16 protein-coding genes and 2 pseudogenes are annotated in these 18892 nt (G+C 62.8%); 11 read left to right on the top strand and 7 right to left on the bottom strand.

The features are described 5' to 3' along the window. Positions 1-214: pseudogene (locus tag AC5RWU_RS21010) on the bottom strand (alpha/beta fold hydrolase); the annotation flags it as partial. Positions 215-239: 25 nt separating this feature from the next. Next, positions 240-2090, bottom strand: a complete 1851-nt coding sequence (locus AC5RWU_RS21015; protein WP_494032895.1) for an FAD-dependent oxidoreductase — start codon at positions 2088-2090, stop codon at positions 240-242. A 230-nt stretch (positions 2091-2320) separates the two neighbouring features. Here AC5RWU_RS21015 and AC5RWU_RS21020 point away from each other — a divergent pair, with 230 nt between their 5' ends. The 3 genes from AC5RWU_RS21020 to AC5RWU_RS21030 all read left to right on the top strand — a co-directional run bounded on the left by AC5RWU_RS21020 (position 2321) and on the right by AC5RWU_RS21030 (position 5877). Continuing rightward, the gene (locus AC5RWU_RS21020; protein ID WP_494032896.1) at positions 2321-2758 is read left to right on the top strand and encodes a MarR family winged helix-turn-helix transcriptional regulator; all 438 of its coding nucleotides are present in this window, start codon (positions 2321-2323) and stop codon (positions 2756-2758) included. Between the two features lie 168 nt (positions 2759-2926). After that, complete coding sequence (locus tag AC5RWU_RS21025; protein WP_494032897.1) at positions 2927-4258, top strand: MFS transporter; 1332 nt, start codon at positions 2927-2929, stop codon at positions 4256-4258. A 125-nt stretch (positions 4259-4383) separates the two neighbouring features. Further along, entirely contained in the window at positions 4384-5877 is a 1494-nt protein-coding gene (locus AC5RWU_RS21030) for a CoA transferase (RefSeq protein WP_494032898.1), read from the top strand. 459 nt (positions 5878-6336) lie between these two features. Here AC5RWU_RS21030 and AC5RWU_RS21035 read toward each other — a convergent pair whose 3' ends face one another. The 4 genes from AC5RWU_RS21035 to AC5RWU_RS21050 form a co-directional block, all read right to left on the bottom strand. Next, on the bottom strand, positions 6337-6480 hold the full coding sequence (locus AC5RWU_RS21035) for a hypothetical protein (protein ID WP_494032899.1): 144 nt from the start codon (positions 6478-6480) through the stop codon (positions 6337-6339). Positions 6481-6829: 349 nt separating this feature from the next. Then, the gene (aceB, locus tag AC5RWU_RS21040; protein ID WP_494032900.1) at positions 6830-8434 is read right to left on the bottom strand and encodes a malate synthase A; all 1605 of its coding nucleotides are present in this window, start codon (positions 8432-8434) and stop codon (positions 6830-6832) included. Positions 8435-8630: 196 nt separating this feature from the next. After that, positions 8631-9818: an NAD(P)/FAD-dependent oxidoreductase gene (locus tag AC5RWU_RS21045; RefSeq protein WP_494032901.1), complete on the bottom strand. Its 1188-nt coding sequence runs from the start codon at positions 9816-9818 to the stop codon at positions 8631-8633. 331 nt (positions 9819-10149) lie between these two features. Further along, the gene (locus AC5RWU_RS21050; RefSeq protein WP_494032902.1) at positions 10150-10674 is read right to left on the bottom strand and encodes a CGNR zinc finger domain-containing protein; all 525 of its coding nucleotides are present in this window, start codon (positions 10672-10674) and stop codon (positions 10150-10152) included. A 170-nt stretch (positions 10675-10844) separates the two neighbouring features. Between AC5RWU_RS21050 and AC5RWU_RS21055 the strand changes: the two genes are divergently transcribed. From AC5RWU_RS21055 to AC5RWU_RS21085, 7 genes are all read left to right on the top strand, one after another. Continuing rightward, the gene (locus AC5RWU_RS21055; RefSeq protein WP_494032903.1) at positions 10845-11798 is read left to right on the top strand and encodes an amino acid ABC transporter permease; all 954 of its coding nucleotides are present in this window, start codon (positions 10845-10847) and stop codon (positions 11796-11798) included. Next, entirely contained in the window at positions 11795-12586 is a 792-nt protein-coding gene (locus AC5RWU_RS21060; protein WP_494032904.1) for an amino acid ABC transporter ATP-binding protein, read from the top strand. The genes AC5RWU_RS21055 and AC5RWU_RS21060 overlap by 4 nt, the downstream gene beginning before the upstream one ends. 73 nt (positions 12587-12659) lie before the next feature. Beyond that, on the top strand, positions 12660-13577 hold the full coding sequence (locus tag AC5RWU_RS21065; protein WP_494032905.1) for an ABC transporter substrate-binding protein: 918 nt from the start codon (positions 12660-12662) through the stop codon (positions 13575-13577). Positions 13578-13886: 309 nt separating this feature from the next. Then, positions 13887-14111, top strand: coding sequence for a hypothetical protein (locus tag AC5RWU_RS21070; RefSeq protein WP_494032906.1), 225 nt, complete (start codon positions 13887-13889; stop codon positions 14109-14111). Positions 14112-14724: 613 nt separating this feature from the next. Continuing rightward, on the top strand, positions 14725-15192 hold the full coding sequence (locus tag AC5RWU_RS21075) for a GNAT family N-acetyltransferase (RefSeq protein WP_494032907.1): 468 nt from the start codon (positions 14725-14727) through the stop codon (positions 15190-15192). Between the two features lie 204 nt (positions 15193-15396). After that, entirely contained in the window at positions 15397-15777 is a 381-nt protein-coding gene (locus AC5RWU_RS21080; protein ID WP_494032908.1) for a VOC family protein, read from the top strand. A gap of 161 nt (positions 15778-15938) precedes the next feature. Further along, the gene (locus tag AC5RWU_RS21085; RefSeq protein ID WP_494032909.1) at positions 15939-16085 is read left to right on the top strand and encodes a hypothetical protein; all 147 of its coding nucleotides are present in this window, start codon (positions 15939-15941) and stop codon (positions 16083-16085) included. 692 nt (positions 16086-16777) lie between these two features. On the opposite strand, the gene AC5RWU_RS21090 is transcribed toward AC5RWU_RS21085, so the two are convergent. Next, positions 16778-18082, bottom strand: a complete 1305-nt coding sequence (locus AC5RWU_RS21090) for a cation:proton antiporter (protein ID WP_494032910.1) — start codon at positions 18080-18082, stop codon at positions 16778-16780. A gap of 220 nt (positions 18083-18302) precedes the next feature. Between AC5RWU_RS21090 and AC5RWU_RS21095 the strand changes: the two are divergent. After that, positions 18303-18505: pseudogene (locus AC5RWU_RS21095) on the top strand (cold-shock protein). The last annotated feature ends 387 nt before the right edge of the window (positions 18506-18892 follow it).

An 18892-nucleotide genomic window follows, 5' to 3' on the forward strand; every position in this document is an offset into this window, starting at 1 on the left:
CGATGCAGCGGCCCTGCTCGGCGATCTGCGGCAGGTTCAGCCACCAGTTCGCCGCGGCGGTCACACCCGTGCCGGAGCCGTGCAGGAACAGGATCGGGGTGCCCTCGCCCAGCTCGTGGTAGTGGGTCAGTTCGCCCTCGGCGGTCTCGAGCCACTTGTCCTCGAGGCCGAAGAAGGCATCGGTCGTGTAATCGGGGATTGCAACTGTCTTCATGATTCTCCTTGGGAAGGCCGTGATATTACGCGTAAATGGGTTCTGGATCCCGGCTGGGAGCGGGCTCTGTTGCCAGGATGGTGTGCAGGGCGGTGCGGATCTGGTTCTCGGCTTGGGCGACCTCCCACACCGGGGAGCTGTGGCGCCAGGCGATATAGCCGTCGGGGCGGACCAGCAGGGCGCCGGCCTCATGGATCTCGCGGACCTTGGCCCATGCGGCGTAGGGGTCCTCATGGCCGGTCTCGCCGACCACGATGGTGTCGAGGAAGCCGAGTCCGAGCCGTTCGGCGGCTTCCTTCCACGCCTGCCCCGCGAGTCCGGTGACCAGCGTGAACCTGCCCTGGCCGGTGACATCCAGGGTGGACACACGGTGCCCGTCTGCCCCGACGAGCCAGGCATGCGGAATCTTTGCACCGGGGCGTGTGGTGGGTTGTACGTACAGTTCGATGTCGCGGGCGAACGTTTCGGGTCCGGCCTCAGGGTCAGGTACGACGGCGGTGCTGGCGTACCGCTGGTTCAGCTCCACGCCTTGGGCGTTGAACTCGTGGTTTTTAAGTTCCAGTGCCTCAGCTACCCGGGCGCGCAGCTCCACGCCCTCCGGTGTGGCGGCCCGCAGCCGGGCGAGGCCGTGCTCAACGGACGGTTCGCCGCCGTCGGGGTCGGTCGTGTCGAAGCATTCCCGCAGGGGTGCGTAGTCGAGACGGGACTGGTTGGCCCGGGCCACGATCTGTTGTCCTACCGGTGCCCGTTCGGGCGAGTAGGACTCCAGGAGCCCGGAACCGGCATGGCCTTGGATGACGTATGCCAGTTTCCACGCGAGGTTGAACGCATCCTGAATGCAGGTATTGGAGCCCAGCCCGCTGCTCGGCGGGTGCCGGTGTGTTGCGTCTCCGCCGCAGAACACCCGGCCCTGAGACATGGTCAGTGCGTGCTGCTGGTTGACGTACCAGGTGGAGACGCCTTCAATCTCCGGTTCCAGGTCCGGGTCGCCCACGAGCGTGCGGATCTGCTCGACCACCCGGGCGTGGGAAAGGTCGGGTTCTCCGGCGGAAATATCGAAGCCCCACCCGGCGATCCACTCGTCCCAGGGCCGTACCGCGCGCAGCAGGCCCATGCCGATCTCGCCGAAGTTCGCGGCGGGGTTCATGATCCAGTGCAGAATGCTCGGGCGGTGGGCGACGTAGCGGGAAAGGTCAGCGCGGAAGCGGACGTAGGCGGTGCCGGCACGGGCAGTGTGCCCGACGAACTCCAGACCGATCTCCTCGGCGATCTGGCTCTTCGCCCCGTCGGCGCCCACGAGGTAGCGCGCCCGAATGGAGTACTCCTGATCGGAGGTGCGGTTCAGCAGGCGGACCGTCACGCCCTCGCTGTCCTGGGAATGGCCCAGATATTTCGTGGAGAAAGCGACCTTCGCGCCGCGCTCTGCGGCGTTCTTTACCAGCAACGGCTCCATGTAGGTCTGGGGGACATCGAGCATCGTGCACGGGCTGGCCTGGATGTAGTCTCCCAGCCGGTCGTCCCCTGTGCCCCACGCGCGCATCCGGGCGATTTCCGGGCCGGTCAGCGAGGTGGTGAAGAGCGTGTCGCCCATTTGATCCCAGGGCACGGCGTACTTCTTCACTTCCTCTTCGATGCCGAGGTCGCGCAGGACCTCCACCGCGCGCTGGTTCGTGATGTGTGCGCGGGGAGTGTTCGCCAGCCAGGACCATTGGGAGATCATTGTGGTACGGACGCCATAGGTTGCGAGGGCCAGTGCCGTGGTCGCCCCCATGGGGCCGGTACCGACGACGAGGACATCGGTGTCGAAGGCGCCGGGCCCGGTCGCCTCGTCCAAGCGGTCGGCCGCGCCGTTGATGGCCGTGAAGTTCTCTGTCATTTGTTTTTCCTTCTCCTGAGAAGACGCCCCCGCCTGACGCGGCGATTGTCACCGGGGGCTTCGGAACCCATAACTTGATACGTGGCGCAGCACGCGCAGTAACGTGAGGCTCGACACATAACAGCATAGACTTAGTTAGCCGGTGAACAAAATTGCATCCCAAAGACGACTCAATTGACGTGGTCCAGAACCAGTGGCGCGGCATTCTTCCTGACTTGGATACCTCTCCCATGTCGATCACGGGTCGGATCCGCGTCCTCGCGCACGCGATCCAGTCCGGCAGTGATGAGGTTTTGGCGCGGCACGGTCTGACCCGGGCGGACTTCGACATCCTCTCCGTGCTGGTCCGCAGCGGCAAGCCGCTCACCCCCACCGAGATCACCTCCCAGTCCCTGGTTTCCGCCCCCGGGACCACAAAGCGCCTGAAAAAGATGACAGCAGAAGGCCTAATCGAACGGGCCGAGAATCCCCGGGACCGCAGGGGATCGCTTATCACCCCGACCGAGAAGGCCCTTGCCATATTCGAGCCCATCCTGGAATCCATCTCCCGCTACGAGCAGGACCTGCTGGGACAGCTCGGGCCCCGGCACATCATCCAGCTGACAGAAAGCCTGCGGGAATTCATCTCCGTCGTGGAGAAGGAGGTTCCGCAGCCGCCGGCAACCTAGCGATCCCACCGCGGGGAAGAAACATTGTTCGCCGGCTAATTTGCCAGTTAACAAAAACTGTGTGAGACTCATCACGCGCCATAGCGCTCCAGCTCACGGGAGAGCCTTCGATCCCGACGGCTGATGCCTTCGGTGCCTATTGCCCGCCCTCACACTGGAGTACGCCCCGTGTCCACCACCACGCTTTCCGCAAAGAAGGCCGGCCCCTTCAAGGTCGCCATGGCCAGCTTCATCGGCACGACCATCGAGTACTACGACTTCTTCATCTACGGCACCGCTGCCGCGCTGGTCTTTCCCCGACTGTTCTTCCCCGAGGCCACCCCCCTGATGGGAACGCTGCTCTCCTTTGCCACCTTCGGTGTCGGTTTCCTGGCCCGCCCCTTGGGCGGCATCGTCTTTGGCCACTTTGGTGACCGAGTAGGACGAAAGAAGATGCTCATCATCTCCCTCGTCGGGATGGGCCTGGCAACGATGCTCATGGGCATGTTGCCCGGCTACGCGCAAATCGGTTTGGCAGCGCCGATTCTGCTGACCGTACTGAGGATGTTCCAAGGCTTCATGGTCGGCGGTGAATGGGGCGGCGCCACGCTGATGGCCGTCGAACATGCCCCCAAGGGAAAGCGTGGTTTCTACGGCGCCTTCCCGCAGACCGGGGCTCCCGCCGGCACCGCTCTGGCAACGGTCGCGTTCCTGGCCGTAGCGCAGCTGCCCGAAGAAGCCTTCCTCTCCTGGGGCTGGCGGCTTCCGTTCCTGGTCAGCGCCGTTCTGGTGGCAGTCGGCCTGATCATCCGTCTCTCCGTGTCCGAATCCCCGGCGTTCGCCGCCGCCCGTTCCCAGGACGAACTCGTCAAGCTGCCGATTAAGGAGGCGTTCAAGCGCCACCCCAAGGAGATCTTCCTGATCGCCGGTACCTACCTCTCCCAAGGCGTCTACGCGTACATCACCATGAGTTACCTGGTGAACTACGCTTCCAATGTCGTCGACCTGGACAAGAGCACAGCCCTGATGGGCGTTTTCGTCGCGGCCATCATCGCCACAGTGCTGTATCCGGTCTTCGGAGCCTTGTCGGACACCTACGGCCGCAAGACCATGTACCTCATCGGTGCCCTCGCCATGGGCGTGGCAACCTGGCCTGCCTTCATGCTGATCAACACCGGGACCGCATGGGGTTTCACCACGGCGGTCATCCTCCTCTTCGGCATTGCCATGCCCCCCGCCGCCGGTGTCACCGGTTCCCTGTTGTCCATGGTCTTCTCCCGGGAAGTGCGATACACGGGAGCATCGGTGGGCTACACGCTTGGCACCCTCGCCGGGCCCGCGTTCGCGCCGACCATCGCGACCGCCCTGTTCGCAACCTACGGTTCCTCCGACGCCGTGGCGGTGTACATGATTGTGGTTTCGGCGATTTCAGTCATCTCCGTGTCCCTCCTCCCCGGCGGATGGGGGCGCAAGGAAGCACGCTACAACGCCGAGACCCAGGACAAAGTGACAGCTTCATAGCGGCGCACACTGAGCGCCGCACAGGGGATTCCCCCGGTGCGGCGCTCATGGACACCAGAACAAATGCAGATACCCCCCGGGCCGGGCTGTCTACGACTCCTGACCCTGAACCAAGGAAGAATGCCGTGCCAGAACCCACCCTCGAACAGAAGATCCGGACCGCGCTTGCCCATCCGATCACTTCCGATGATGTGCTGGACCCGGAACGTGAACTGGCCGACGTTCTGTCCGCGGTGGGTCTGGATGTCCAGGCCTGTGGCGGAACGGTCTCTTTTTCCGGCAAGGACCCCATCCTGAAAAGCCCTTGGCCCCTGGCCACCATGGGCGGGGTGGCCCTCATGGCCAAGTCCGTTGCCGCCTCCGACCTGTGGTGCCACCGCACCGGCATCGGCCAGGACCTGTCCCTTGACCTGAGACGCGTTCCTCACCGCCTGTGTCCCTTCTACGATCAGAAGTGGGAACTGATCAACGGCTATCCCCCAGTCAATGGACACGACCCGACCAACCCCTTCTTTCCATCCTTCATGTATCCCACCCGCGACGGACGAATGATCCAGTTGCTCAACATCTATCCCAAGGCGAAAACCCGCGCCCTGGAATTCTTAGGATGCGCCGATAACTACGAAGCCATCGCCACGGTCACGCGCAACTGGGACTCCTTCACTCTCGAGGAGGAAGCCAACCGGCAGGGCCTGCAGGCAACCGTCGTACGCAGCACCGAAGAGTTCCTCGACCACGAACAATTCCGCCACCTCTCACAGCTGCCCCTTATACAGATCGAGAAGATCGGAGACTCCGACCCCGAACCGTTCTCGGAAGATCCCACAACCCCCCTGGACGGTGTCCGGGCACTCGGCCTGGGGCATGTCATTGCCGGTGCCGGGCTGGGCCGGGCCCTGGCCTTCCATGGCGCGGACGTTCTGAATATCTGGAGACCCTACGACTTCGAAATGGATTCCATCTACAGCACCTCAAGCGTAGGCATGCGATCCTCAACCCTCGAGTTCGCGGAACCGGACGGGATGGCGCGCATGCTCGATCTGGTTCGGGACACCGACGTGTTCTTCGCAAACCGCCGGCCGGGCTACCTGAACCACTTCAGGCTTGGCGCCGAGGAGCTCGCTGCAGTACGCCCTGGCATCATCCACGTCGAGATGTCGCTTTACGGGCCCACCGGCCCCTGGAGCGACCGCATAGGATACGACCAGAACGCCGGAGGCGCGACGGGGATCCTGGCCCGCGAAGGGACACTGGAAAGACCTGAACTCACGGAAATCTTTGTCGTCAACGACTACGCCATGTCGTGGCTCGCCGCGATGGCTGTCATGGCCACGCTTAAACGCAGAACGACCGAAGGCGGCAGCTACCGCATCCATCTCTCTTTGGCCCGTCTCTCACTGTGGCTGATACAGCTCGGTATCTTCGACAAGGACTACGCCTCGGACATCGGCGCCACCACCGGCGACCACGCATACCTGGATCCCGAGGTGTTCCACGCTGACACCCCAAATGGCCGCTACCAAGGCGTGACCGACCAAGTCCACATGTCAGCCACCCCCGGTCACTACGCCTTCCCACTCGTTCCCCGGGGATCCAGCCCAGCACGCTGGCTCTCCTGACCTAAAACCTCGCTGTTAGGGTCGGCTGGTACTGCCCCGATTCGACCTCGGGTGGGACACTTGGCAGAGCATCCCGTATTCCGAGCCGCGGGTACTCCCCTCGCCCTGAACTAGCAACGATCGGACGAGCCAACCGCCGATAACAGCGCATATGTTCTGGAAGCATCCGGCGGATCGCCTCAGATGTGGATACCGGTGTCACTGAGATTGCTGGCGCAGCGAGACCTTTCATGGAGGGAAATACACCCGCTTTCTAAGGACTATCCCGGGCAGTCAGCCTCGAATCCCTGACTGTCCTGTCTACGTCGCAGACAGCGTCCGTCGCGGTGCTCTAGACGGCGCCGGTGGCGCCCAGCCAGGTGCCGAGCAGGAAGGTCGCCAGCAGCGTCAGCAAGGCCACCGACCACCACGCGGGCCATCGCCGGCACGATTTTCGGCGCAGATGCGGGACACGGGATTTCAGGAAAGACGTCGGAATTCTCCCGACCGGAGCTGGACATAGATCGGCAGGGCCATCTGGATGTGCCCAACGCCGACCGGCTCGTCAAGCAGCTCGTTGATCGAGGTTTGCCCTTCCAGCTCGCCGACCTGGCCCTTATCCATGAATCGACCATACGTGCCACTGGACGACCCAAATCCTTAGACACGTGTGTCAGGTTCTTGATTCCCGAGGCTGCCAGGGCTCTCCCTTACCAATCTGGGCGCCGGTCGTACGCACGGCACTTCCCGGCCCTCCGCCATCGCGGCAGGACGCCTGTAAATGCACCAATGAGCCAGGGCTAATGCCGATAACAGCAAATACGACTGAATTGACGGCAGTCATGACGGGGAAACCTGCACCCTGCTTGCACTTGGGGTCCCTCCCTTCGGGCATCCCTATCTGCCCGCCGAAGTGAGGCGAGGGCGCCGCCGACGCTGCACGCCCTCGCCTCCTATGGCTGGTCTGGCGGTATCAAGAAATCAGCTCGTACGCCGGAAGTGTCAGGAACTCCACGAAGTCCCCGCCGCCGATGGTCAGGTCCGCAATCAGCTTGCTGGCCGGCTCGTAGTACCTGGTGAACCGCTCGTCGTCGTTGATTTCGCTGCGCAGCTTGTCCGTCTCCTCGGCGAGGATCCGCTCCACGAGTTCGGGCGTGACGGTGTTGCCTGTGTCGGCCAGCGTGACCTTGTTGTGCAGCTGCTGCCAGACCTGGGACCGGGAAATCTCGGCGGTGGCGGCGTCTTCCATCAGGTTGTGGATGGCCACGGCGCCGTTACCGGAGAGCCAGACGGCGGTGTAGGCCATCGCGACGTAGAGGTTGCCCCGCAGGCCGGCCTCGGTGACCTCGCCCTGGGCGGAGGAAACATCCAGCAGCTGGGCGGCGTCGACCCGGACCTCTTCGCGGAGGCGGTCCACCTGGTTCGGCTTGTCGCCGAGCACTGCGTCGAAGACCTCGCGGCAGATGTCTACCAGGTCCGGGTGCGCCACCCAGGAACCGTCGAAGCCGTCGTTTGCTTCGCGGGTCTTGTCGGCACGGACCTTGGCGAAGGCCTGCTCGGTGACTTCCGGTTCGCGGCGGTTCGGGATGACGGCAGCCATGCCGCCCATGGCGAAGGCGCCGCGGCGGTGGCAGGTCTTAAGCAGCAGCTCGGTGTAGGCCCGCATGAAGGGAGCGGTCATCGCCACGGAGGCGCGGTCCGGCATCACGAAGCTGTCGCCGGCCTCGCGGAAGTACTTGATGATGCTGAACAGGTAGTCCCAGCGGCCGGCGTTCAGGCCCGAGGCGTGCTCACGCAGTTCGTACAGGATCTCTTCCATCTGGAAGGCCGCCGGAATGGTCTCGATCAGCACCGTTGCGCGGACCGAGCCCTGCGGCAGGCCCAGCTCGTCCTCGGCGAAGGAGAAGACATCGTTCCAGAGCCGGGCCTCGAGGTAGCTCTCGATCTTTGGCAGGTAGTAGAACGGGCCGTCGCCACGCTCGAAGAGGAACCGGGCGTTGTGGAAGAAGTGCAGGCCGAAATCAACCAGCGCGCCGATGGCCGGCTGCCCGTCGATCTCGACGTTCTTCTCCGGCAGGTGCCAGCCGCGCGGGCGCATGACCACCGTGGCCAGGGGAGCGTCGGTGCGCAGCCTGTATTCCTTGCCCTCGGGCGAGGTGTACGCCAGCTCTCCGCGGGCGGCCGCGGTCAGGTTCGCCAGCGCGTCAATGACGTTGGGCCAGGTCGGCGTGGAGGCGTCTTCCAGGTCGGCCAGCCAGACCTTGGCGCCGGAGTTCAGCGCGTTGATCGCCATCTTCGCCGGTGAGGCCGGCCCGGTTATTTCCACCCGGCGGTCCTGCAGCTTCTCCGGTGCCGGGGCCACCTTCCAATCGCCCTCGCGCACGTGCCTGGTTTCGGGCAGGAAATCCAGGCCGCCGGAGGCTGCGGCCTTCTGCCTGTCGTCCGTACGCTCTGCCAGCAGGCCATCACGCGTGGCGGCGAACTTCTGGTGCAGCTTTTCCACGAAGCCCAGAGCCTCGGCGGTCAGGATCCTTTCGGCTCCGGCTATTGGTGCTTTGCTGGTCACTGTGAGAGTCATGATCATTGCCTTCCGATCGATAGGGAGGTGCTGTCGACGCCAGAGCGCGTGGCGTGCAGCGGGGACCGGCATTCACGGGCAATGCCGGCAAACTGATGGAAAAATCTGCGGCCGCAGCGATGCGGCGGCCACCGCCAGGTCCACTTGCGGTACTGGGACAGGCCATGGCGAACTGAGACGGTCTTCCCTCAAGCAGTTATTGTGCTCCAGGGAATCTGCTTTCCGGAGAGAAGCCGGCGAAGTCTTCCACCGCTTTGCCGATCAGACGATCGGGCGCGTAATCCACAAGGAGCGGGGAGCGGTTGCCGCCGACTATTTCTTCAGCAACCAGCCGTCCAAGCAAAGGAGCCAGCGTGATGCCACTGTGGGTCGTCACCATATAGAGGCGCTGGTTGGGAGAGACGAAACCGACGGCAGGAAGTCCGTCAGCGGGTTGAGCCCGTTGTCCGACCCTTATTTCCTGTACTGCGGCACCTGCGGTGTGAGTAAACAGCCGGGACAGGCGGCGAACCATTTCGCGGCCAATCAGCCCGTCGGGATCTGCAGCCTGGGCTGGATCGGCACGATCGTCCAAGTCGAAGGTCTGAAGAATTAGCCGGCCGCCGCCATCCGGCCGAAGATTCATATCAGGCGTTATCAGCAGTGAGCGCAGCTGGGTCTGAAGAGGGTGCGTGTACCCCAGGAAGCCGCATGCAAACTTGTTTGCCTGGTCCGGATCAAGCATCGCGTATCCCAGGCCGAGCCGGTCCATGATCGTCTGCGACCAGCGCCCTACCGCGCTGACCGCGAAATCCCCTGCCCACTCAGACCCGTCACTCAAATCCAAGTGGATTCCGCTGCCGGTCTCCCGAACGTCGACAACCTCAACGGGGCATCGGAACTGTACTCCCAGCTCCTGGACTTCAGACAGCAGGCGGGCAAGCAGAATGGACGTGTGGACATACCCTTCCTCGGGAAAGAAAGCGATATCGGACGACCGTCGATCAATGTTTACATCGGGGAGCCTTTGAGCCATTTCGCTTCGGGTTACTTGCTCGATGGAATATCCCAGGGTCTTTAGCCGCTCCGTGCGGCGGTAGAACAGCTCCTGCGCCTCAGGATCAACGTGCCACTCATAAGTTCCTGCCTGCACGAACCATTCGGCCTGCGACTTCGTGCTGGCCTGCAGCTCCGCATGCTCGCGCATTCCGGCGACATTGAGTTCGTAATACGAGTCCGGATTCTTACCGTTGGCATTTACCCATCCGAAAGACGTGGAAGTAGTGCCGGCGCCGACAGCGGTCTGTTCGAAAACAGTTACCTTGGCGCCAGCTAAAGCCAGTGAACGTGCCAGTGAAAGGCCAATTACACCGGCACCGATGACTCCAATTGATGGCTGAATCACGATTAACTCCAATCGAGCGGTTCAATGTCCCTGATGCAGTGAAAACTTTTCGGAGCGGCATGATCAGAGCCTTCATGCCGTCTGTGTGCCTCATTCTTATGTAATGGCTTTGTGCCTGTAAACCATTACATGGAAAGTCGGCGGAGGAACACGCTGAAAGGGGCTGGCCCCTGTTGGGACGGAACGGACGCAGCATGGTGCGACTGCGCGAAACTTTCGGGTAAGCTTGCCGGCCTGTCCAGATCCGCCCAGGAGGTGATGATGCGGTCGGCCGTTCAGGGAGCCGCGCGCCGGTCCCTGGCCGTGCAGGGTTCCTCCGTGGCGCGGCTGCTCAACTGTTCGCCTGAAGAGCCCTGTGGCGGCGGACCGCGTTTCTGTTGGCGCACTGGGGCGAGCAGTGCCGTTGAGTCCCCGGGCGGCTGAGGTCGACGTAAACGCGGTGGCATCCCTGCAGCTGGCACCTGCCCAGCCGGTGCATACCCCTGCCGACAAGATGGAGGGCCGTGCCGACATGGATCATCGACGCCACAACCGCACTCAGTCTGAGATCATCAGGGCGGTAGTGCAGGTGCCATCCCGAATTTTCATGATTGACAAGTGCCGGATGCGTCGAGGACTCGGCAAGGAGTTTGTTCAGGAGGTCAGCCCGCAGTTCGGGCGTCGGCGCGTCGACGATTAGCAGCCACTTCTCAAGCATCTTGTTGACTTCAATGAGGTCCGTCTCATCCGTACCGTCGGGAACTATGATTCCTGCCGCGGTGCAGCGGTCGGCCAATTCCTGCCAGGAAGCCGGGGGCTCGTTGACGAGTGCGACCGCGAGGCGGACAGGATCTTCTCCGTAAGGGTTTACACGCATAGGACCATTACACCAAGGTTTAGCCATGGCGTACATCACATTGATCGCAGCCCTGCAAGGTACGGGTGACACCGGAAGCCGCGGAGGGCAGGACTGTAGGACGCCTGAACACGACGGATCATTGTTCGCACCAATTGCAGCCGTGCCGTTGACCATAAGGGGAGGTATTAGTGGAAACACTGACTGAGAGGGCGCCGCAGCGGGCGGCCGAAAGAGCAGCGAAGTTACCCATCAAGCCACGCAGAAGTGCCGGCAGGTGGATAACCGGAGCGCTGGCGGTGTATCTGGTTGTTGCAGGAGCGCAGTTCTTTCTCTTCAACGAGAATTGGAAGTGGCCTCTGGTCCAGGACTATCTTTTCAGCCAGCGCATCATGCAGGGCCTGTTGAATACGATTGTTCTGACCGTTGTGTCGACGGTTATCGGCCTGGTTCTAGGCATATTGACGGCTTGGGCGAAACTGTCGCCCCTGCCGGTGATGCGTGCCATCGCATCACTCTATATTTGGGTCGTCAGGGCGATGCCCTTGCTCGTGCTCCTGTTGATGATCTTCTTCCTCGGCGCACTGGTCCCCACGCTGGGCATCGGCATACCGTTCGGGCCCTCGTTCTTCGAGGTGCCCACCAGTGAAGTCATCTCGCGGTTCACGGCTGCCGTCGTCGGACTTTCCCTATACCTGGGTGGTAAATCAGCGGAGGTCTTCCGATCCGGAATCATTGCCGTTGATCGAGGTCAGTTTGAGGCCTGCCGCGCCATGGGACTATCGCCCTGGACAACCTATTCCAAGGTCATCGGCCCTCAAACCATCCGTGTCATCACGCCTCCCATGGCCAACGAGGTCATCACGATGTTCAAGAACACGTCGCTGGTCACCGTCATCGGCTATACCGAACTCTTGACCACGGCACAGCTGATCTACGCGCGGAACTTCGAAACCATTCCACTTCTGACGGTAGCCGTCATCTGGTATCTGGTCCTCACATCGATCGCCATGTATGGACAGTCTCTGCTGGAAAAGCGGTTCGGCCGCGGCTTTGACCGCAGGGTCCATAAGGAAAGCCCACGGGGGATCGCTGAGAAATCCGAAAACAAAAGCTCCACTAACGTCGACGGGGGTGTTCGATGAGCACAGCTGACCAGGCTCCGATACTCGAGCTCATAGGAATAGAAAAGAAGTTTGGCAGTTTCACTGCATTGAAGGGCGTCGATCTTGAGGTCCGGGCAGGATCGGTCATCTGTATCGTGGGGCCTTCCGGCTCCGGAAAGAGCACCCTCCTGCGCAGCATCAATGCGCTGGAAGAAATCGACGGCGGAGCCATCTTTTTCAAGGGGCAGATGCTCGGCCAGACCGTTCGCGGAGAGAACCGCATCCAGGTTTCGCCCAAGACTGCGCGCCAACAGAAACTGATTTTTGGGATGGTTTTCCAAGGCTTCAACCTGTTTCCAAACTGCACCGCCCTGGAGAATGTCACCCTTGCCCCGATTTCGGTGCGCGGTATCCGCCCCGATGTGGCAAGGGAAGAGGCCTCCGTATTGCTGGAAAGGGTCGGCCTGGGCAGCAAAAAGAACCATTATCCCAACGAACTTTCGGGCGGGCAGCAACAGCGGGTCGCGATTGCACGGGCTCTGGCAATGAAGCCGGAAATACTGCTCTTCGACGAACCGACCAGCGCACTGGATCCGGAACTGGTGGGCGAGGTGTTGGCCGTCATGAAACTGCTGGCCGAACAAGGCTGCACCATGCTCATCGTTACCCACGAAATGTCTTTCGCGCGCGACGTTGCCGATGAACTCGTGGTCATGGCCGACGGGGAAATCATAGAACGCGGCGCTCCGGAAAAAGTCATGTACCACCCATCGCACCCCCGCGCCAGAGAATTCTTCTCCTCCATCGCGCTCTCGACCAGTACATGAAATGCCTGTGCCGCGAGAAGAAACCGCAGATTCACATCATGCGAACAGCAACTTCACTCCAAGGAAGACATCCATGAAAAAGCAATTGAGCACACTCGGCCTGGCTCTTGTGGCCATCTTGACGATGAACGCCTGCGCAAATCCCGAAGATCAGAGCGCCTCCGCAGCCGGCCCGGCACCCCAGGCAGCACAGCGCACCTACGAAACCGACCCCGAGATCGCAGCAATGGTTCCCGACAAGTACAAAGAACGCGGAACGTTCACGGTCGCCGTCAGTCCCGACATTCCGCCCGTCAAGTACGTTGACGACGCCGGCACCATCACCGGATTCGCCCCGGAACTACTGCGTGCAGCCGGCCAGGTAATGGGACTGGAGGCGGAGATGCAGAAAGGCACCTTTGATGCCATGGTTCCAGGCCTGGAGTCGAAAAAGTTTGACGTCATAGGTTCCATCAGCGACTTCGAGGAACGCCGGTCACAGATCGACTTCATCGACTACATGTATGCAGGAACAGGGATCCTGACTTCGGCCAGCTTCGAGATAGATGAGGCCAATCCGGAAGATTTGTGCGGTTACGGAATCGGTTTCATCGTGGGCACGCAACAGCAGGGTCTGCTCGAAGCCGCTTCGGAGAAGTGCGTGGCCGCGGGCGAGAAACCGATTACCGGAACCGGCTATCCGGACGGCGCGGCAAGCGTTCTAGCGGTGAAAAGCGGCCAGGAAGATGGCGCATGGATTGATGCTCCCGTGGCCCTCTATAACGTCGCCCAAGAACCGGAGTCTTTCAAGACCGTGTACTTAGACAAAGAGTCCATGCTGTACGGCATGGGAGTCAACAAGGAGAACGCAGAATTCCGCGATGCGCTCAGAGCAGCCATGCAGAAACTTGGAACCGACGGGGGTTACGACGAACTCATCACCGACTTCGGCCTCAAGGAACTCGAATTAGCGGAGATGCCCCTCAACCAAGGAGGGTCCGTCAAGGGCTGAGGATCGCCTTCCTCAAAGCAACTCCCAGTATGGAAACCGCTTGGCTCCCGCCCTCGTCAAGGACGGGAGCCTTGCACCGTTTTTGCCGGCCGGGCCGGGGCTGCGGATGAAAGATTGTCTGAAAGAGGTTGCTTCCCGGCACAGGCAGACAGCGGTTTCTGTGACGTTACCGTACCGGTCGGCCCCTGCTTCTGTCCGCCATCCCGGAGCAGGCCTTGGGCGTACGCGCTTGCGCCATAGATTGCAGGAATAGGTTCCGGCCGCGTCCTCCGCCGCCTCGGCGGCCGGCCAAAGAACGGAAGATGGTCAATGGTGATCACAGCGAATCCCCACGCACTGCTCAGCAGGATCAGCCACATTATGCAGGAGCTCAAACCGGAATCGGACACCCTGTCTGCCGGTCAGCTTGCCGACAAACTGGATCAGCGTCTCAGCGGCATGACGGAGATCAGCCGCAGCGAACTGCTCGCCATGGCCCGGGACCTCAAACAGACCGCGCTGCAGCCGAAACCCGCAGCGGACGAGGAACCTTAACGGGGGCACCGGCCGGAACGAAGACCGGACTGCATGCAATGACCACCAGCACCGGCCCCAAAAGCCCCCGCAATCGGTCCTGCCGTGCGGCCGGGCATGACACCCGGGTCTCTGTCCCGATACGGGATTCCCGGCGACAGGGCGGGACCGCGGTCTGACGGCCCACCCGGGTCTATGAGCCGATTGCCGAAGCAGCGGACAGGGACGAATGCGGGATGTTCCTGCCCGCTGAGCTGAAAGCTGCCGGAGTGATCAGACCTCAAGACTCTGCCCAGGTTCTCCTTAACGGTCCCTGGAGCCTAAGGCTGAATGGCACCGATAACAGCGCATATGTCGCGGGGTCGGTCTATGCACCGGGGTGCCGGGTGCGGAGCACTGGTTCCGGTGCTCCGGTTTTCTGGGCGATAGCGGGCTTGTGCCAGCGCTCTGTGTCGGTTGGTGGTGCCGGCCGGTTCTGGCCGGGAGGGCTCCTTCGTTTACATGGACGCGCCTTGCGCTGCGGTCGTGGGGGTTGAGCCGGATCGCCCCCTCAGGCCGGTGCAGTACGAGGGCCTTTGCTCCCGTGCCAATGACAGGACTTCCGGACGTGGAGGCCAACCCGCAGAATGGCCCCATGGCCGTCCCTGAAGTCTCCCTTGCCTCGCCCGGGCAGGCGGGCGTGGCCGGACGCCTGCTGTACGAATTCAACACCGAGTTTGGGGCACCCGATCCGACCACAGCGGAGTTAGCCGCCCGATTCAAATTCCTGCTGGTCCGCGATGACGTGCTGGTCCTCCTGTCAGGGCCTGCTGAGGCTCCGACCGGTTTCGCGTTCCTGACCCTGCGGCCCACCCCGTACTACGACGGAGCCCTGGCCCAGCTCGAGGAGCTCTACGTCCAGCCCGACCTGCGCGGACAGGGCATCGGCACAGCACTGCTAAAGACGGCGCTCCTGCGGGCCCGTGAGCGGGGCGCAGCCGAGATGCATATCAACGTCGATGAGGTCGACACCGACACCCGCCGGTTCTACGAACGCCACGGCTTCACCAACATCGAGCCGGGCAAGGACTACCGAATGCTGTGCTACCTGCGCGAGCTGTGAACCCGGCAGCCGCGGACTTATCACGGATCTGGCGGGCCAGGCCTTCCCTTCAGGCCCTGCCCCCCTCTGGGAGGGAGCGGACCTTTCACACGCCAAGGATGTGGAACGCGGAGTACGGCAACCGGGGCAGATGCCCGGTCAGGCGAAAACTGCATCCTGAGGCCGCCGTCGTCGTCCAACCGGTCACACAGTAACTTGGTAGTCATGACTGAACGCGTGGGACAGCTTGCATCCATCTCTCTGGACTGCCCGGACGCCGACCTGCTGGCGGCCTTTTACTCCCGCCTTCTGGGACTCGAGGAGGCCTTCGCCACCCCGGACCGCGGGGTCATTGCCCTGGCAGGAGCAGGACCCATGCTCACGCTGATGCGCGTCGACCGCTACGTCCGGCCATCCTGGCCCGAAGGGCCGCAACACCAGCAGCTTCACCTGGACGTCGCCGTGGAGGAACTGGACTCAGCAACCCAAGCCGCGGTAGCTCTGGGAGCCACGCCCGCCCAACACCAGCCTGCCCCCGACCGGTGGCGCGTACTGCTGGACCCCGTCGGGCACCCTTTCTGCCTCACCGCCGTGCGGCCCGACTGAGCTGCCGCCGAACCGATAACGAAACCTTTCCTGGCGAATATCCAATATCAAACAGTGCATAAGCCGGGCCCGGGTGTGCGCGTCGTCGGGCGTGCCGGGGATGCCCGAGGGGTCTGGCCAGACAAGGGTCCCGCGCTTACCGTTTCTGCCTGGACGAATCTATGACTGTGTACCAGTACTACGGCGGCCCCAAAGACGGGGACACGGTACGGCTGCGGGAGCAGGACCTGCCCGAATTACACGAGGAGGGCCACTACGAGCCGGCCCCCGGCCAGACCTGCCTGACCTGGCACGAGAGGAGCTGGTAAACCCCGCCGGCAGGGGAACACCCCGGCGGGACGGGGGATGACCGTCCGGGGCCTCTGTCTCCTAACCTGGCGTCACACTTTTCCCGTATGCCCGATGACTGTATCGTCGTGAGCGTCCTTGCGGGGCGTGTCACAGGTTCAGGATGCAGCCGGTGACCGGCAGCGGCGAAAGACCCGGTCATAGCCGCCGGTGGGCGGCACCTACCTCTGTGGGGGTTGGTGCGTGCCGCCCGTCACCGTTGCCCTGCAGCCTGGCCTCGTCACGGTTGAGCCGCCGGGCTCTCGCACCAGAAACAAAGCCGCAGAACCTGCCCTGAAACACCCGCGCCGATAACAGCTCATATGAAATCGGGGGCCCGGCGAATCGCATTGTCTGCGGATTCGGCGGAGTTCAATTGAGCTTCCGCGCGATCACCCGGTCCCTCCGTCGGCCTCGCTAAAGGACCCGCCTGCCTGCCCACCACTTATCCGCATCCCTTCAGGCCCTTCGGTTACCCGGAGCGGGGTGATGCCTGTCGGATCGGTTGTACCGCACTGGTCATGCCACCGGCCCTTGTTGTCCTGCAGCCGGTGCGGGTGGGCCCCTAATGGTTCTGGCAAAAAGTTTCCGCGAAAAACATCCGTCATGAACGGTTCGAGCATCTCACGCGGAGCCATTGCCATTCCCGTTGCGGATGAAGCCATGCCAGGGATCAGACGGCCGTTTGCGGCGCCTGCCCTTCGTCGCCGAAGCGCTCCACCGCACGGCGCCGCCGGAGCCGGTCCAGCGCGTTCATGACCGGTGCGGCGCTCACCCCGTGCAGCAGCACGGACAAGGCAACAACAAGGCCCACGAACGCCCAGAGCTCATCCGCCTGCGCCGCGAACTGCCCGGCGGAGAGCGCATAGCCCAGATAGTACAGGGAGCCGATTCCGCGTACACCGAAGAAGGAGACGGCGATGCGCTCCCTGGGACCGGTCCTGCCTCCAACCAGGCTGAGCCAGCCGGCCAGCGGCCGGACCAGCAGCAGAAAGGCCAGCGCCACCAGCAACTCCGGCCAGCCCGCGCCGGCAAGGAGCCCACGGGCGATCGCCCCGCCCAGCAGTACCAGGATGATCACCGTCATCAGCCGTTCCAGCTGCTCCACGTAGCTATGCAGGACCCGGTGGTACCCGTGCGTATGCTCGGCCGCACGGATAGTACAGGCACAGACAAACACAGCAATAAACCCGTACCCCTCGAGCATTTCGGCCGTGCCGTAGGCCAAAAATGTTGCCGCCAGCGCAACAAACCCTTCCGCATGCATGGCCAGCCGGACCGTCTCGTGCCGGGCCGCAAAGAAAAGCCGCCCCAGCAGTTTGCCGATGCCGACCCCCAGCAGGACACCGACACCGGTGCGCCAAAGGACGTCAACGGCAAACCACGACGGAAACCACTGGGCGGGCGAGGCTCCGACAATGCTGACGGCGATCGCCAGGTAGACAAATGGAAAAGCCAGTCCATCGTTCAGACCCGCCTCGGACGTGAGCCCAAAACGGACCTCGTCCTCCTGCTCCGTTTCCCCCTCTTCCTCGGCCGGCTCGCCGACCTGCACCTCCGATGCCAGCACCGGATCGGTCGGCGCAAGAGCCGCCGCGGCCAGAATGGCCCCGGCCAGTCCAAGACCCAGCACCCCAAGCCCGAGGAAGGTCAGTGCCAAAATGCACAGCGGCATCGCGATCCCGAGCATCCGCCAGGTCGTCGCCCAACGGCGCACCCCCAACGGGCGGTCCAAGGCCAGACCGGCACCCATGAGCGAGATGATGACGCAGACCTCGGCCAGGTGGGTCGTAAACTCCCCGTACCTCACCGGATCCGGATCCGGCAGATCCCCGATACCGGTAAACGCCAGCATCCCGGCACCCATGAAGACCATAGGCATGGAAACCGGCGCGTTCCGGAGCAGCCGCGGCAACACCGCCGCCGCGAGAACGGCAACCCCCATGGCCGTATAGACAATGCTGGCCGCCTCAAACACCGGGACCAATCCTCAGGCTCGGCTGCATAACTCCACGGTAGGCCATGACCGCCCTCCTGCACCTCTGCCGCTTCCCACCCTTTCCACAGGGTGAACTTCACCGGCAGCATCGAATCCTTTCTCGACTGCCCCGGTGCGCCTACGGTATGAGCATGACAACGCCGAACAGGGTCGGCACCGACGACAACCGGCCGGGGCCGGGCCGAGAGGAAACACTAGGATGACAACCGGCACGGTCAAGTGGTTCACCCCGAAAAGGGCTACGGCTTTATCACCCCGGACGAAGGCGACGATGACATCTTTGCCCGCTTCTCGGCCATCGCCGCCCGCGGCTACCGCACCCTGAAGGAAAACCAGCGCGTGGAATTCGATCTGGTGCCCGACTCCAAAGTCCCGCAGTTCGAAAACATCCGCCCGCTCTGACCGTGCGGGCCCCGCCGCCGGACCTGACCTTGGCAGCGACCCCTGCCTGGCAGCAGGGGCAGCCAGGCACTGCCGGTTCAATGGGCGCCTTCTGCCGCTTCCCTGAATCAGGCCCCGCGGTCGAATGAACCTTTAGCCCACCGGCTGGAGACAGCCGCCAGGGCCCGCTCCGTTCCTAGGCAAAAACCCGACGGTTAGTTCCTGGATGCCGATAACAGTGCATATGTCTTGAGTTTCCAAGCCTCCGGCGCCGCATGGATCAGTCTCGGCGGGCAAACGAACCGGCTGCCGGTGGGCAATTCTTCAAACGGTGCGGCGGGTCTGCCCGTCGCTGTTGCGCGGTGTGTGCCGGCACCGGCAATACGAAAGTACGGGCCGGGACCCTGA

The sequence above is a fragment of the Arthrobacter sp. B0427-1-12 genome, assembly GCF_059092905.1.

Excerpts from the sequence above, each read along its gene's own strand:
- AC5RWU_RS21035 (WP_494032899.1), bottom strand. The coding sequence starts at position 6,480 with ATGGATAAGGGCCAGGTCGGCGAGCTGGAAGGGCAAACCTCGATCAAC.
- aceB (WP_494032900.1), bottom strand. The coding sequence starts at position 8,434 with ATGACTCTCACAGTGACCAGCAAAGCACCAATAGCCGGAGCCGAAAGG.
- AC5RWU_RS21080 (WP_494032908.1), top strand. The coding sequence starts at position 15,397 with ATGACTGAACGCGTGGGACAGCTTGCATCCATCTCTCTGGACTGCCCG.
- AC5RWU_RS21050 (WP_494032902.1), bottom strand. The coding sequence starts at position 10,674 with ATGCGTGTAAACCCTTACGGAGAAGATCCTGTCCGCCTCGCGGTCGCA.
- AC5RWU_RS21060 (WP_494032904.1), top strand. The coding sequence starts at position 11,795 with ATGAGCACAGCTGACCAGGCTCCGATACTCGAGCTCATAGGAATAGAA.
- AC5RWU_RS21070 (WP_494032906.1), top strand. The coding sequence starts at position 13,887 with ATGGTGATCACAGCGAATCCCCACGCACTGCTCAGCAGGATCAGCCAC.
- AC5RWU_RS21020 (WP_494032896.1), top strand. The coding sequence starts at position 2,321 with ATGTCGATCACGGGTCGGATCCGCGTCCTCGCGCACGCGATCCAGTCC.
- AC5RWU_RS21015 (WP_494032895.1), bottom strand. The coding sequence starts at position 2,090 with ATGACAGAGAACTTCACGGCCATCAACGGCGCGGCCGACCGCTTGGAC.
- AC5RWU_RS21075 (WP_494032907.1), top strand. The coding sequence starts at position 14,725 with ATGGCCGTCCCTGAAGTCTCCCTTGCCTCGCCCGGGCAGGCGGGCGTG.
- AC5RWU_RS21085 (WP_494032909.1), top strand. The coding sequence starts at position 15,939 with ATGACTGTGTACCAGTACTACGGCGGCCCCAAAGACGGGGACACGGTA.
- AC5RWU_RS21065 (WP_494032905.1), top strand. The coding sequence starts at position 12,660 with ATGAAAAAGCAATTGAGCACACTCGGCCTGGCTCTTGTGGCCATCTTG.